Consider the following 16,490-nt stretch of genomic DNA (forward strand, 5'->3'; position numbering starts at 1 on the left):
TAAGATATAATGATTAAAATTGTTAATCTACTATAAAGATACTTTTTCCATCCTGTAAATATTTTCGCCTCGCTTTACAAAAGGAACTAACCCACAACTAAGTATAGCCTAATTTATTGAGTAAGCCGAGATAATGATCCAAAGTATTTAGCAGCAAGCAAATGAATTTTCAGTTGCGGAACATTATTGTATAAGCTGAACAGCCGGTCTCCCTTGCACAAATTGTTAATCACCTGAAAAGCATTCAAAATGACTAAAGATCAAATTGAAGACTACCTGTATTTCTTTTGGGCTCCCTTATTAAAGGCGAATTCAATAGCCGACGTCGATAGAGATAGCTTTGAACGCCTGGTTATATTGACACTCAGCCAGGTTTCGGTGTATATCGAGGCCCCAGACTATGTGAGCGGCGCCAGCAGTCGTGATTATTCGGCGGACATTGTAACTGAAATAGACCAGTTTGCCGATAAAATAGTGGCCAACATTCCAGACCGCACAACTGACGATTCTTTCTGGCTTAAGATTATAACACAGTCATATTTTTTTACAGAATCGATTGCGGATACCCAGCTGGAACCTGAGGCATCTTTCGGAATTTATCATCAGGAAGAAGGAAATATACTTCGGCGTTTTGATTTCTATTACTTACCTCATCAAATTCAACTTCAGTTACCTACTACGGCGGAGATATCGGCAATTATATCTGCGAAAACTCCTTTTGCTATTCCGGATGGCGATGTTACCAGCATAGACATTGCCGAATGCACACTGTGGTTGTGCGCCATTCATTTCGATGCCAGTGCCAATAATGCTGCACTGTACACAGGTTTGCAGCTAAAGAGTTGTAATATCTCGTTCGATAGCGGGTACGCGAAATCGGGGGATAAAATTGCAGCGGGTTTGTTGAGCTTTTTTTCGGGATTTGTTATCACCGCCGTTCCGCAGGATAGAGTCGCCGTAGAACCGGCAATAACAATCGCCTCTGGCAATACGCTCACTTACCCCAACAAACTTGTTTTTAGTTTTAAACACAAAGCAGGATTACCCCAACCCCCTAAAATATCGCTTACACACGTTGAGCCGTTTACTACAACACTTTTTGGAAGCACCATAACTTCGGATGCAGCCGACAACGTTGTTGCAAAATGGGCTACTGATAAAAACCTCTTGTCATTTCCGCTAACAAGCCAGGATGCTACTTTTTCGGCGATCGAAAATTCTTCACCTGTTTTTAATTTCAAAGGGAGTGGGAAATTTAATAACCTCAGCTGGTATTTACAGCCGGTAAGCACCGCGCATCCATTGGGTGTATTGAGGTTAGGCCTCGGCGCCGATGATGGGTATGTAGGTTTTGATAGTCAGGATCAGTTTACACTCGGGTGGGATAGTCTGGATAACGGTCCGCTTAAACTGAAAGATCTTTTTATTCGCACGTCAAATCGCGCTTTTTTCCTTACATATACTTTTAACGCAAATAAACTTGCGTCGCAAAAATTGCAATTATGGAATGCTAACGATAGCCACAAAAGTAGTTCATTAATTGATATTAGTTACAGTGCGGAGGGCAAAGGCAATTTTGTTTCACACATCTCAACAGAACAAAATGTGGTTAATACCAGCCTTAATTTAAATATCGATCGCCCTGTACTTTCTAACGGTAATCGCATCTTTTATCAGGCGCCCGGTCAGGTAATCTTTATCCGTGATGCAGAAAACATAGCGGCGGCCGTACTGGGGCAAAAAATGGATCCAGCCATCGCTTTTGAAAATAATGGGTTTAAGCAACTGAGCAGCTTTGCGCTTTCTAACGCGCTTATCCTGGTAAATCCCGTTGATTTATTTTTCCTTGTCGGAAGACTAAATACTTCAGGTTTGGTTATCGAAGGGCAATCCTTTATCCGCTTTCCAATACGTTCTGTAGAGCATACATTGCCTGACCCATACATTACCAGCCTGTTCAATGACCAGCCTGATAATAACGACATACAACCCACAAGTAGTTTAATGGTAACTATACAATGGAATGACATTGATGGTGCCGAATTGGATATGCAACTTGCAGACGTAAACGGCGCTGTAATTACACCCAAGAGCACACTAACCGATGAACAGCTAGCAGATGCGTTGCTGCAGTTTCCATTGCGGCACCCTGGTGAGGCTGCGTACGACGACTTGTTTAAAAGCGCACTAGCTGCGGCAGGCATAGCAGCCGGCGTTGATGCAGAAACTATTCCTTACTCCAGTTATAAATCTTTTTACCAGTCAAAAATTAATGTAGCGGGCGCATTTTCGGCATTGCATATTTTACCCGGTAATATTTCGCTGGTAGATGTTTCGGGTAGGGCCTCGCAAATGGGAATTGCTTTTTCGCGCAGGCTTGATAGTGCCGAAAATGACATTCAGCAGGTGTATCAAAATACAGGATACAACTCGGTTCAAACTTATCGTATCGAAAACAATGAGGTAGTAAGTTCGGGCAGATTTGTAAGGGCATTTACACTCCCGCAAGTTGGGTGGGAACCTATCTATTTTGAAGAACAAAATGATACCGGTGATATTTTCAACCGGGATATCCCTTTTCCAACGCACGGTGTGCCTACCCGTATTGCCAGTGCTAACAGAGCCGACGTAGCATTGGCGCCGATTCCCATTACAAAATATATTGTAGATGGCTTTCAGGATGAAGATAACCAATATGCTGCAGCGGCGCATTTTGCCTTACCGTTTGGAATGAATGCTATCGCGCTGTTCCACCCTTTCGTACCGGACGTGAAGCTACCGCCGCTTAATAATTTTAAAGTATTGCAAAGGCAAATTCCGGAGCCTTACTCCTACAGTATTTTAAACTTCAACCAACCTGATTTTAATTTAAAGAAAGCCCAGTTGTCAGGTGCTCTACAAATTAAAGTATTGTCAGAAGGACTGCCAGATATACCACGCGATGCAAACCGTTTGCCCGATCCATCATTTCATGGTGCTGTTTTACAAATGCCCAATAGTTTCAGCAAAGTTCAAATCCAGAATGGCGTGCTGGCCTACGAGGCGGATTCTATATTAGGCATACCCGTAACCGCGCAATTTAACCTGGTAATGTATGGAAAATATGTTTTGCAAAACGGTATAGTGCCGCCAGTCATCCAGTTCACCCGCTCCCTTACCGCAAAGGTTCCTTTAAGGCGAATAGATTTCTCCGGTTTCGGCACCAGCGTATTCAGTAATTGGCTGGATAAATATGCGGATGCAGGTGCTGTAAGCCAAGTGAAATTTAATATCCTGATTGGCAGGGTTGCGCACGAAGTGGTGCAGATTAAAAGCTCCATAATGCCATTTTTTGTTCCGGTAGTAAGAACAATAATTATTGAAAGAAAAAATCATGGCAATATCATCCGTACTGATTCAGGATGGGTTCCTACCGGGCCGGGCGTTTACCATGTTGGCTATGATTGCCATCCGGGCGTTGTAAAAGGTGTTTACAACGTAAGCTCCATTAAAGATACAGAAATAGAATTGCAGCAACATTTAATCAATGGCGACGATGTTAAAATGGTGGGCGTTTACTATGATGCCGATGTACTGTTGGAAAATGTTAGCAGCGGGTTTAAGGTTACGGCTGCTTTTGCAGATAGCACAGACAGGCTGGTGCCCTCTAAAAAGCAATTCGGATACATCATACTAGGAAACAATGCAGGGAAGAAGTTAGACCAGTATTATACCAAGCAAGATTTGCAAGCCTTTATGACAAGGCCTGATGTTGGTGTATTGGGTGGGCCGGTTGATTGCGTGGTAAATATTGCAGGTACCGACCAGTTAATGCATGTAACCAGGGCCGACGTTACCGCCACTACATCTACCTTGTTAGTTGCCGCGGCGCGCGGTACGTTACAACTGCCTAAAGGCGGAAGCTGGTCTGTTGTTAAAAAAGTGCCGGGCGGCGCAACCTTGCCGCTTACAAATGATGAGACGGTACCCCTCATCAGAAACGGGATTTTGCAATTTGACGTTGCCGAAAATCCGACGGCGCCAAACTTTGCTAACTCACTCCACGTTTTGGGTAATCCGCTGGAGATCGAAAAATATGCTGCCGCTGCACCCGTGCCTGCTTCTGTAGAGTACGCCTTGCTTCAAAGTACCGGCACTCAAAAGCTATTGTTTCCGCGTCCGTCCTTTGATTCGAATAATATGGTTGCTGTAGATGGTGTAACCCGGGTCAAGCCTCAAATTTTGGCTACCAATCCTGTTATAGCCGATCCATATAGTTTGATTAAAAGCAACGCCATCTTTCCGGATAATACCGATGTGCTGACATTGAAAAATCAACTAACCGGTATGCTGGCAGATAAACTCGATATTAATTTGGACACTGCCGGGATATCTTTTCCAGATGACATCGCCGCGGCCTTAGTGGATTTTATTCCTCCCGAATGTATCCCGGCTGGCGACGAAAGCAGAAAGTTGTACCTCGTAAAAGAAGATGCTTTTAATATCTACATTGATTATGGCCTGTTAACACTTGATGACGGAACCAAAGCGGCTAAACAATTATTTACGGCGGCTTTAGATGGTACTGATGATAACAAAAACCGCTGGCAAATGGGAAATAAGGAAGTTGCCATTGTGGTCGAGCTGGCAGATTTTAAACCTCTGCTCACCGTAAAAGGCGATTTTAACGCTTCACCAGACTCAAAACCCATATTTGATAATGCCCGGATAGAGTGGGGTTCTGATGGAAATCTGCAGAAAATAATTCAGGTGCTTTCGATCTTATCCATGCTTTCTAAAGAAGATGGTACGGGCGACATTGTTAAAGAAGGCTTTAGTTTTGTGATGGGCAATTCGCCGGATAGCTGGAGTTATAAATGCACCATCGAAGAAAAGATCCCGGTAATTAAATTTCCGAGTGCCGTGCAATTAGCACAGCTACCCGGCCCCGCGCCGTTGATCGTAGAAGCTGGTCTCGACCTGGGGGTTTTCTTTAACCTATCACTTTCTGCAGATCCAAATAACCTTGTTAAAGCAGGGGCTGGTATTGTGCTCGGATTTGAGGCCACCATTCAAGTTTTACTGATAACTATCGAAGTGGCCACTGCATATGGTGTGGGCACGGCCAAAGTACAAGTATTTGTAGAACTTCCCGACGCCAAGCCAACCTTTGAATTTACCATGGGTTTTGGTGCAACCGTTGCCGTGCAATTGCCTATGGTTGGGTATGTGTCTTTAACCAGGGTGATGAGCCTGGGCGTATCTATCAACAACAGCCCGAGTATGACCGTGGGGCAAATGCTGCGAGGCGTTTTAACAATAGCCGGTGGGTTGGCCTCGGTAACACTCCAGGTAGAAGCTTCCGGAACAGTTACCGATAAAAATGCCGGTGCCGACCCAAGCGATTGGACAGCCACGGTGCGCGGTGTGTTCGAACTCGACGTTACCGTTGCCTTTGTACTAAGCTGGGACTTCTCGGCAGAGTTTGAACACGAAATTGGTTTACCAAATCCTTTTTAAAATAATCGCCATGACTCTAGAGGATAAAAAAATATTCATACTCCCTTTTCCGCAACATATCGTAGTCGACAAAGACGTGCCGGAAAATAATAAGCTTATTTGCAATGTTGTGATATTACCCCGAAATAACCCTTCGGATAATTTGCTGGATGATGGCGGAGTTGAATCGTTCGACAAAGGGACATTTACATTAAAAGCTTGGTTGGTTAAAGGAGCCAGTGACAAACTACCAACCTCAGGCGATCATGCTGCGGACACTGATTACCACCCGAAGAACAAGCTTGTTGTTCAGAACACCGATCGCGAAAATATCTTTAACACCATTGGCGCACAGTTCGAGGTAGAGCTAAGCCCTACACCGCTTTCAACAAAGAAGTCTGTAAGTTTAAAAAAATATCTACCCGAAGCCTATCGAAACGCATTTACATTCACCCAGCCACTCAGCAATAATGCGGTTACCGACGACAGCTATTTCTGCTCATTAAAAACCAATAGCTTTGCCAATCCATACGTAAGAAACAACAAAGTAAACTGGGCGCAGGTATTAGGATTTGCGCTTTCACAACCGCTACTCGCCAAGGCATTGGGCATTTTGTATACAGACATAGCCGTACCTTTGGACGACGCAGATTTTTATAAAGAAGGCGGCTGGATTTATTTTGATTTTGATGAAACGGACGATGCAAATACTACGCTGCATTTAACGGCCAAAGATAGCATTGTACAATATTATGCTGCCCGAATACCTGCAATAACAACATCAAGACCGGTTTTTGCGCCCGTGCTTTTTCCGGTATTGCATGTCGATGAATTTGGCGTTGAAGAAGCAACTGTACCTTTTGACGATGTTTTTAAAGATGTTTTAAAGTACGACGATGGCTTTGCCAAAATTGTGCATTGCAGCCAGGCTGTTAATACCAATCCAATTTTAGAAACCAAGGATGGCCCATCACCTTTAATGGATACCGGCATTAGATTGGGCTGGGATGATGAGCAGATACTAACCTGGATGAGCCGTGGATACGACGACACACACGTAGTGGCAGCAGATCAAAAAGCACATTCTAAATTTACTGTTAGCCGCTATCGTATTGATGTTGCCGAGATAAGCCAGGCGGCATTTGACACGGATGACATCAGTGTAACAGAAAATGAAACTAACGGGAATTGGAAATCGCAGGTTGCTATTACTTCTAAAGCCCCACTGGCATTGACAAACGAAATTCCATTAGGCGACTACGATGGTGAATCGGGCGTACAGGTTTCGCCCGCACGGAGCAATGACAATGAACGCCAATTATGGCTGCCCGCATTTTTTACATTTTGGAACGGAGCCTCACTTGCTGTGCCCGACCCCATACCTGACGAAATAAATAAGGTAACAGATTACAAAGCAGCCGAATCGGCAAAAGATGGAGATAAGAACGCGCCGGTGTTGTACAAACAAACCCCGGGAACCGAAATGGACCTTAAATATGGAAAGCATTACGCGTTTCGTGTTAGGTTATCGGATATTTCGGGCGGCGGACCGGTTACAGTAGACACTCCCGTAAATGCAGGAGAGAATCAAATCTGTAAACATAAATTCACTCGTAACGTGGCTCCTTCGCCACCTACGGTAACGGATGAAGATAATGGCTTGAAGATTATTCGTCCAAGATTAGGGTATCCGGCTATTTTATTTGCTGCAAGCGATACAACTACAGCGATAGACTTGTTACGGCAAGACCGCGTTGCCTTAGACACGCAGTCTCAAAGTTTAGTTGATCCGGTTACCGGGAAATATATCGTTAACGATAACTCTTTCGATCTTTTTAAACAAACATCAAGAGAAGTTTCTGTTGCAGATCCTGATGCTGATAAGGTTCATATAGTTGTTGAGGTGGCAACGCTTGATATGGATAGAGAGGCATCTTATAATGCATTACAGTCAATAACCCCTAAAGAACCATATGTATTGTTGTATGAAACCGTTCGCGGCTTTAACGACTACGTATTATCGTTAAATGAAGCTGACCATACACTTGAGCTTCCGTTCGAGTTTAGAGATGTGCCGGTTATTTTCTTTAACGAGGGAAAAGATCCTAATGCCTTAGGCCTAGGTGGTGATCTGAGCAATGAAAGCGGAGCGCTTATTTTGCCTACTGCGAGAAAGCTACGGATAACCATCCGCTCATTTTGCAGTGCCGATAAAACAGATTATTTCGGCGATGACGATTTTCGTTTTAGTACGCCGGTAAAAAGAGAGATAACCCAAAGTATCGATACACTTGAAGCAACGCCATTACTAGAGCCAACAGACGATCCTTTATTAAGTATTTTCTTTAGACCTGAAGCTCCCAAGACACCAGAGGAGAGACGCGCCGCCGCTGCGAAGGGTGAACAAAATCAAGCGGACGTTAATATCATAGAGCGTCTCGCTGTAATTGGTGGCTTTGATAAAAATGGATTGTCTATAATAGGAAAGCCAAACGAGCGCGTTCAATTTGGATGTTCTAATTTGATAGGGAATACTTTATCGCCCGATCACTCTTCGCTCACTTTCGCCACTATAGATGACCTGTCGCGAAAATGGATATCCCTTATTCAGCTCGATTTAAAACGGGACTGGTGTTGGGATATGCTGACAGCCGATAGTTTTGAAGTGTTTCGCCAATGGAAATATAAAAGGGACGACGGCATAACGTTTAATGAAGTTGAAGAAAAGGTAGGCGTTATTTGCCTGACAAAGGGATTAAACTGGCAAAACCAGCCCGAGCCCGATCGCTTAAAAACACGATTGGTTTTTATAGATGCTTTAGATCCTAAACCGGGTGCAATCCCTGTGGGAGCCGACCAGGCGCCCACTAAATTCCCTGAACTATTAGATGTGCGGTATCGCGTGTCGCCTAAGTTTAACAAAGTAATAAATTTCGGTGCCACAGCTTATGATTATGCTACACAGCCATACAACTTAGAAGTTACCTTACCAATTAGTGCACCTCCAACCCAGGTACCCGAGATCGTTTCAGTCGGGTTGGCTTTGTCGGCGGCCGACAGCGAGGAACAACTTTTTAATAATCAATATTCAGCAACCTCAGAGCAATTAAAGTACCTCTGGGTAGAGTTCGCAGAGCCTGTAGAGAATACAGACGACGCTTATTTTGTAAGACTACTGGCTTATGCGCCCGATCCGGCAATTGCTGATAACAGTGTTGACGTACAAAAAGAAATGGACGAGCCGGCCATAAATCTTCAGCCTGAGATTGTGCGCGTTATCCGGCCGTTGCAAGTTACAGACAATGCCGGTCATGATAGTATGCAAGCCCTGTTTGGTGCCACCGCCGATACTGATCCAGATGGTAAAGGTATTCGTCATTTTTTGATGCCGCTGCCGCAAGGCTTAACAGCTGATTCACCAGAACTCTTTGGTTTTTTCACATACGAGTTTCGTGTGGGGCATACATTATGGTCGTTAGAGCAGGCTTTCCCCGGCAGGCCGCTAAGAATCACCGGCGTGCAGCATCCTGCGCCAAGGCTGCGGGTTAGTACAATGAGAACTGCCGAAACTATCGAAGTAAGCTCGACGTTTGCAGAATCATTTTTTAACGGAAACAATTGTTCGCCGATATTCCCTAAAACAACTATTTATGCGCTGTTATATGCGCAGGTATTACAGGCAAATGGGAAGCAATATCGTAATATCCTGATAGATCAGGTTTCTTTACAAAAACCATCTCGCAATAGTAACAGTGAAAAACCTATTGGCTTAACATCATGGTTGCTAAAAGATATCCGCACCAAGCTCTCGCGTAAAGGAATGGATATCAATGCACCGTTAAGTGTATTAGCAATAGAAATAATGCCCGACAGCAGCCCTATAGACCTTCCGGTAAACAATATAATTGACCTTGAAAAGATTCGTATTTTAAGAACATCTCGGTTATATAAAATTGCAGAAAGTTGCCCGGTATAATAGTTTCTGATCAGATTTTGAATTAACTCGCAGCTGATTTTTTCAGCTTTGAATGATTATCCGAAGAGCGCCCAACTGAATGAAAAGCCATATTCAAGTTTGGCAAAAGTATATCAATCAAATATCACTTTTCCGCCGAACTTTTCCCACTCATCAAGTCCGCCCAATAGTGGCCTGATACGCTTTAACCCTACTTTGTGCAACTTTTCCGCATATCTCGCGGCCGTGATCTCATTTGGACACGAGCAATAAATGATGATCTCATTGTGACGGCCAAATCTTTCAACTATGTCACTCAGGTTATTATCATCAATCGATATTGAGCCTGGAATGAAGCCATTTCTTGTTCGTTGATCTACTGGGCGAGCATCAAGTATTACAGGGCCAGGTTGATCGTGTATCAATTCAAGTAGATCATTGACAGTAACACGATCAAAATTAAACTGTTTGATGAGTCGGTTTCGTTGCATCCATTTTGCCAAAAGATATAATCCAAAGGCAATCAACAGAATCAAACCGCCAAGTTTGCCATAATCCGAAAGTGTTGTTATGAGAGTACCGATCTGATGGCGAAATAATCCGCCTAAAAAAACTGCAACACCGAGATAAATGATTGCAGCAACAAAGGAGAATAACCCGAATAGTTTTACCGGCATCTTATAAACCCCAGCTACTACCGGGGCGATGGTTGATAGCCCTGGAATAAATTTCGCAATTATGAGGGCAGGTGATCCGAAGCGATCAAACAAGTTACCACTACTGCTAACGCATGAATCTGGAGAAATGGAAATTTTGCACAGCCGGCCTAGGATACTGGTACCATATCGCTTGCCTGCAATGTATAAGATATAGTCTCCAACTAAAGAAGCAACAGATCCAGTTATTATAAGAGCGCCAATATTAGTAATAGTTGGTGGTGTTACAGCTGAGGTAATGATGAAAATTGCGTAAGTAGGTAGTGGCAGGCCAACACTTTGCAATAGCGTGATAACAAAAATCATCCACAGCCCATAGTTTTGCACCAACTCTATTAATGTATTCATTGTTCTGCAATTACCGTAAAATTAAACCATTTCCTACTTCTTTTTCCCCGAATTCTGAATTTTACGTTAGCATGCCATTTTAAAAATTAACTATTAGTTGTCACCATAAATTAACAGTAAAGTACTCTCGCCGCTTTGCATTTATCAAAATTCCCAAGTGTAATGCTAGTCAAGACGCTCAACTCACAATATTGCGTCAAGGTCTGATTAATTGCAGATAGTAGGCCGTTGACCGCAAGATAGGCATATCCATATTTATGCCGTGCCCTGGGCGGCCAGGAATAGGCTCGGGACCGCTACCTCCCGAGCTTTGACGGAATCCGATTTCAGCAAAATTGTACTATTCAGCCGCGGGGTAGTGTGTCATCTGAACAGTCTGACCCTGATTCTCCTGCCCTGACGATCCGTGACAATTCGATTGTGTTTGCTCCGGAACGGCCCGCAACCATTCATCGAGCATCAAAAGTTCGCTCGTTAATTCTTTTCCAGCAAGTTCGTTCAGGTTCATTGAGGTGAGCTGAAAAGGCAAGCTGCCGGGGGCGGATACGGTCAGCAGAATATTTTCGTTTTTCAACCAATCCCTGTCGAAACCTATGCCACCTTCTTCATCAGGTTCCAGGTGATAAACCCTTTCATCGAGATGAACTTTAACGCTTAGTTTTTTGATTGCGTTCCGAGCCAAATCGTCTTTATTATAAGCTTTCACATATAATTTATCCTTCAAAAAGAATACACTGGTAAGTAACGTGATTGGCTTACGGGTCCAGATTTCCATTTCGGGATCGCCTAACAGATTAAGTGCCAGGATAGACCATTTTTGGTAATGATCGTCGGGATCGGTAAGTAAAGTGAAACGACTGTCGTGCATCAGCCCGACATGATGGGTATTTACGAGCGTATGAAAGAACTCCCGCTGAAAATCATCGCCCAAACCAATCCAGGAAAAACGGGTATGGCCAACATAGGCGACTGCCCCCCCTCCCCCATTGTTAAGCATAAATTCAGACATACTATCTGCAGCATCAAATCCATTTGTCAGGCAGGAATCGGCGAACGTTATGAAATAATTCGTCCCGTTTGCAGAATCCGCTGCCTTATTATCATCGACCCCGCAACAGCCACCCTGGTTGCCATGCCCGGAGAGGCTCAGGAAATGCTGACCTTCGTTAAGCGCAGCAGTCAACACTGCATCATTTAGTCTTGATACCGGCGCGGCTGATAAATTTGCTGGGGACAAACTATCTACATCTTCATATAACCGATTGAATCGTTTTAAGATAGCAATTTCGGCGTCAACCTGTTCCCGCAAAGCCTCCTGATCCATCATAGAGCCATCCGCGTCCTTGCTGTCCAATACAAAATGGTTGGGTTGTATTTCTGCATCTGTACCGTAGATGACAATCGTATGGGTCACCATCGGGAAATCGAAGTGTATACCGAAGGGTAGAACAATATGTAATACTGCCGGGCTCAGGTCTGTCGGACTCTTAGCAAAGAACCAGCCTTTATGAAACGGCCCGGCACCTGCATTGTAAGGAATTTCCGATACATTATCATCATCGATCCACGATAACAATTCCCAATTCCAGTCAATGGCCACATCATCTGTGGTTTGCAGGATTGCCCGCTTTTGATCCGCTTGCGTGTAATAAGATCCGGCAGGAGGAGGATTTGTAGCTGATCCCCAGTAACCAAAACGCCCTCCCCAGTTAGAGGAAACGAGCAGCATTTTGTCCAGGTAATTCCGGTCAAGGGGAGTTCCGTTCTCTGTGTGGAATTTTTCATAAGCGATTACCTTGTTAACGAACGTTTCGGCATCACCGGGCGAAGATACAGGAGCCCTACCAACGATAATGTCTGAATGCCAGTTAATTGGGTCAAATGCAAGCTTACCTTCATGTTGTCCGTAAATCCTGTTGTTATTAAAGTCCCAGTCATGTTTTCCCGGAACGCTGTAGTTGGGTCCCACCAGGCTTGAATAGTACATATCAGTCGGAATGGTGTTCCAGGTATAATGGAATCGTAGTTGCGCATGAATAATCGCAGCCGGCCCGTCTACGCGGACAAAATTTGTCGGTGTGGATGACCAATGCATGTAGGTTTCATCTGTACAGAAATACCAGCCCAGGCGATCTCTAAATTGCGTTGTTGATTCAAACACACCGGATGGTAGCTGTTTATATTTTTCAAGCACGATTTGACTAAGTGAAACGGCCGGCGCTTTTTGAGGTATCAGCTGACCGGTTTGCTGATTGGTTAGCCTAAGGTAATTATCGTAAATAGTAAACCATTCTCCTAACGATACCACTTTAATTTTCATAAAGGTCGTTGCCCAGAAAGCTTCATTATCATTTGGTGGATCGTTAACAGTCTGCTCGTTAACATCGCCCCGGATCTCGCCTGCCACCTGCCTAACCGGAATGATTTCAACGTCCCCGCCCAGCAGACACCAGGTGACGCCCCAACTGGCGTGGGCAAACTTCAGGAAATTCCGCAAAACTTCCTGAAGGTCGACCGCGCCTGTCTTAAAATCGCCATACAGACCGTTAACAATGTCTGTAACCGCGACAACGGTTGCACTAAGCCCCTTCTGACGTTTCCAGGCCGCCAGTTTTTCAAACACGGTCTTGTTATCACCAACCATCCGTTTTGACGTTATTTTATCGCTGTCCCAGACATTGTTGTCAGTAATAATCAAATAATCGTACTGGCGGTAAAAAGGAAAATGCTCCCGGAGATCTATAACTTCCCTGGGATTAATGACCTTGTCTTTAAGGTGATTGATTAACACCTTGCTTACAGCATCATTGTTGGAACGGCTTCGAATGATCGACTTCCTGTCGTAGGCTGTGTCGCCGAGGCGCTGGTATTTAACTTTTACTTCTATTACCTGGTTTAATTGCGGTATGGACTCCGCGTTCAGCGTAACCGGGTGGACACGGATGTTGACCATCTTATTATTTCCGATCAATACTTCGGAAACATATTCGGCCACAGGTGGTGGGTTTTGAAGGAAATGATCGTATTCTTTCGCCCGAAATACCATTTTGGGTTTTGGAGAAGGAATTGACCGAAGCATATAAGGCTCGCTTCTCATCGCCCGCCCCCATTTTTTTCTTTCGCCTCCTCCGGATTTGTCGTGGAGATGATCATGATCAGCAGCAATCTGATAATTCGGAACCGGCATAATAAATACGGGCTTTTTTGTCAGCACGTAAGTTTTTTTGACCGTTGCCAACACCTCTATATTCATGGCATCTGCCGGGAGCGCCACCCGTATAATTTTGGAGGGGAGCGCGGGGGTTCCCGGTTTATTGGCCAGTTGAAAATCTTTACCGAGTTTAAATTGAATACCAAACGGGGTTTCCCTGATGATCACCTGATCAGGCGAAATCTCTGCATGGAACAGAAAAGACTCCTCTCTCTTTTCCCGATGATTCCGGTCTTCGAAGTAAATTCTCATGATTAGCTTTTTTAGGAATTTTACTGAAACAATAATCAATAACTGGTTTGGATCCAGACGGCATTGAAGTTTATAACGGGGAGGAAATGATAAATATAAATGTAAAGTATTTTAATTGGAAACGGGCGTGTTTCTACGCCGATTCGCAGGATATTTCTACGGCTTTTGAGGGTGGCATCCACTTAGGCTATGTTTCTTCCCGCCAATCCAGGAAAGACGATTCGTCTCGCACCAAGCTGGTTTGAGTAAGGGTAGAACAATTTTATGAATAGATTAACAAATTATCCTTATATAAGTGAAATCTATCTTTTCATTACCAGTTTAACAGCAACTGAATCACCGACCTTTTTACCGTATAACCTCGACACATTACAAGAGTTTTGAAAGTGTATACCACCATAAAATCTCGAGCGTGCCGTTTCTTCAGCTGCTGCTTTAAAAGATTTAAAAGAGCGGCTATCGATACCGAACTCTAATTCGGAAGTATCTTTATAAGCTATATTATCGCCAAGGGCACTGGTTAAGGCTTCGGCAGCTGCTGCAGATATAGTACAATGGCCGCAAGTATACTCCGGGAAAGGAGGCGTTTGCAGATGCGGCCGCCATTCTCTATCGACGTACTTGTTGATCACACTTTCAGGCCGAATGGTTTTATAAACGTATTTGGCCGTCCAGGATTCGATAAAGGCATCGAATAAAGCAACGGCTGTTTTAGCGTAGGCAGCAACAGTTGTATTAAAATCGGCATTAATTTGCTTTGCGCCAATGCCAACTATACTTAACCAGTGCCCGGGAGGTGAAAACTTTTTAGTTATAAACTGTACATGCCCCTGAATATTTAGCTTTTGCGGATTATCATCCCAGAAATCTGCCGTCCATGATTGCTCTTTATTTAGGCTATCACCCGTGCTTTTTATCAGCATAACCTCTCGGTAATACATGCTGTTTTTATCAGTTATGTTAAAAGCCGGTGGTGGCGGAGCATCATATTCACGGGCATTGTGCATCACCATCGTTCTTATTTCTCCCCAATGTGGTTCCGCTGCATCTGCGTACGCTGGTGGTGTCGGTGTCCATCTGCCTGCAGAATCTTTTACAGTAAACTTGGGTGCACTGCGGGTATGGAGATAGTTGTCCCCCTTGCTCCATTTAATAATCGAGGTCGCTATTGTATCTGCATAAGCCTCTGAAGCCGAAACCATTTCCGATGGCATCCCATGCATTTTGGCCACGGTGTGTAAACTGTCCGTATAATATTTAAGGCTACCTGCCGGAAAGGTAACGGCCTCTCCTACTTTACAAAACGCCCAAAGGGCTGCATAGGGAAAACATATTTTTTGGGTAGAATTTGGTTTAGGCAACGTTTTCAACTGATTTAGCTGACCTGCCAATGAGCGGTAGTGTTTAGAATCTCCTGCTGCAATAACCTCGTAACCCGCCACCGTGGCATAAGCATAGTTGCGCGACGCCACAACCGGTGTAAAATTATTACCCATCACAACTGTATTTAATTCATGCACCGTGCGGCTATACAAGGCCGGATCATTAAAAACTTTTTGGTAATCGTTTTCGGTGCAGGAAGTTAGTAACGCCGACGCTGCAAAAAAACACGTAAATAACAAGAATTGATAAACAAGCAATTTATTTAGCATCATATCATCAGCTTTAGGAGCTACATCTGCGAATCTATATACAAAGCGGCAGCACCAATCAGAGCGCTGTTGTGCAATTCTGAAACCTCAACGCGCAGGCGATCAACAGAGCGCTTAAAAGCAAAAGTATTAATCTCCTGCCACATAGTTTGCTGAAAATAGGGAAACGCATGTCGCACAGAACCACCCAATACAATAAGTTCGGGATCGAAAGTGTACATCACCATCTTAATGGCATAACCTACATGCAAACCCAACTCCCGATAAAGTTCTAAAGCTTCAGGTTCGCCCCGTTTTGCCCGATTGAAGATCTCTTCGCCGTCCAATTTTTTAGTCACACTGAAAAAAGACCCGGTAGCATGATACTCGAGCAAACTATCGCGATAAGGGAAAAAACCAAATTCGCCGGCACCACAATTATGACCCGAATATAAATGCTTATTAATGATAACACCCGCGCCAAGCCCGGTGCCCATAATTAACCCAATCATAGAATTCGTGCCTTGGCCTTTGCCATAATGATACTCGCCCACCGCAAAACAATTGGCATCGTTATTTACATAAGTCGACAAATTATAACGGTTTTGCAATGCCTCTTTTAAATGCACTTCCCGCCACGAGGGGATATTTAATACATCATAAACAATGCCTTCGGCAACATCAACAATGCTTGGCACGCCAATGCCAATAGCCTGCACATCCGGATGCGTTTCTGTCAACTCATCTATTACCTCGTAAATATCTTCCAGTATATGCTCTTCCGGCCCGTTACTTCTGATTCTTTTTGCGGCAATAGCAGAAAGCTGGCCCTGATATACTACCGCCCCCCGTACATTAGTAGCCCCAAGATCAACACCTATAATTTTAACATCTGTCAT

The 16,490-nt window shown here is 44.1% G+C and carries 7 protein-coding genes; 3 read left to right on the top strand and 4 right to left on the bottom strand.

Annotation, left to right across the window (positions count from 1 at the left end; translation table 11 throughout):
- The first annotated feature begins 249 nt into the window (after window positions 1-249).
- The gene (locus GSY63_RS24350) at window positions 250-5,499 is read left to right on the top strand and encodes a hypothetical protein (RefSeq protein ID WP_166588447.1); all 5,250 of its coding nucleotides are present in this window, start codon (window positions 250-252) and stop codon (window positions 5,497-5,499) included.
- 10 nt (window positions 5,500-5,509) lie between these two features.
- Window positions 5,510-9,454: a hypothetical protein gene (locus GSY63_RS24355; RefSeq protein ID WP_166588448.1), complete on the top strand. Its 3,945-nt coding sequence runs from the start codon at window positions 5,510-5,512 to the stop codon at window positions 9,452-9,454.
- Between the two features lie 113 nt (window positions 9,455-9,567).
- Here the strand turns inward: GSY63_RS24355 and GSY63_RS24360 are convergent, their stop codons facing one another.
- Together GSY63_RS24360 and GSY63_RS24365 are read right to left on the bottom strand one after the other, a co-directional pair.
- Window positions 9,568-10,497: a VTT domain-containing protein gene (locus tag GSY63_RS24360; RefSeq protein WP_166588449.1), complete on the bottom strand. Its 930-nt coding sequence runs from the start codon at window positions 10,495-10,497 to the stop codon at window positions 9,568-9,570.
- Between the two features lie 340 nt (window positions 10,498-10,837).
- A complete protein-coding gene (locus GSY63_RS24365; protein WP_166588450.1) occupies window positions 10,838-13,960 on the bottom strand; it encodes a C25 family cysteine peptidase in 3,123 nt (1,040 codons plus the stop codon).
- A gap of 47 nt (window positions 13,961-14,007) precedes the next feature.
- Here GSY63_RS24365 and GSY63_RS24370 point away from each other — a divergent pair, with 47 nt between their 5' ends.
- Window positions 14,008-14,205: a hypothetical protein gene (locus GSY63_RS24370; protein WP_208094651.1), complete on the top strand. Its 198-nt coding sequence runs from the start codon at window positions 14,008-14,010 to the stop codon at window positions 14,203-14,205.
- Window positions 14,206-14,262: 57 nt separating this feature from the next.
- Here the strand turns inward: GSY63_RS24370 and GSY63_RS24375 are convergent, their stop codons facing one another.
- Window positions 14,263-15,615: a vanadium-dependent haloperoxidase gene (locus GSY63_RS24375; protein WP_166588452.1), complete on the bottom strand. Its 1,353-nt coding sequence runs from the start codon at window positions 15,613-15,615 to the stop codon at window positions 14,263-14,265.
- A 17-nt stretch (window positions 15,616-15,632) separates the two neighbouring features.
- Window positions 15,633-16,490: an ROK family protein gene (locus tag GSY63_RS24380; protein WP_166588453.1), complete on the bottom strand. Its 858-nt coding sequence runs from the start codon at window positions 16,488-16,490 to the stop codon at window positions 15,633-15,635.

Origin of the sequence: Mucilaginibacter agri (assembly GCF_009928685.1) — a bacterium.
Lineage (GTDB): Bacteria > Bacteroidota > Bacteroidia > Sphingobacteriales > Sphingobacteriaceae > Mucilaginibacter > Mucilaginibacter agri.

What these genes read in the sequence shown, in the direction of transcription:
- GSY63_RS24380 (WP_166588453.1), bottom strand. Translation starts at nt 16,490, where the DNA reads ATGACAGATGTTAAAATTATAGGTGTTGATCTTGGGGCTACTAATGTA.
- GSY63_RS24355 (WP_166588448.1), top strand. Translation starts at nt 5,510, where the DNA reads ATGACTCTAGAGGATAAAAAAATATTCATACTCCCTTTTCCGCAACAT.
- GSY63_RS24365 (WP_166588450.1), bottom strand. Translation starts at nt 13,960, where the DNA reads ATGAGAATTTACTTCGAAGACCGGAATCATCGGGAAAAGAGAGAGGAG.
- GSY63_RS24375 (WP_166588452.1), bottom strand. Translation starts at nt 15,615, where the DNA reads ATGATGCTAAATAAATTGCTTGTTTATCAATTCTTGTTATTTACGTGT.
- GSY63_RS24360 (WP_166588449.1), bottom strand. Translation starts at nt 10,497, where the DNA reads ATGAATACATTAATAGAGTTGGTGCAAAACTATGGGCTGTGGATGATT.
- GSY63_RS24350 (WP_166588447.1), top strand. Translation starts at nt 250, where the DNA reads ATGACTAAAGATCAAATTGAAGACTACCTGTATTTCTTTTGGGCTCCC.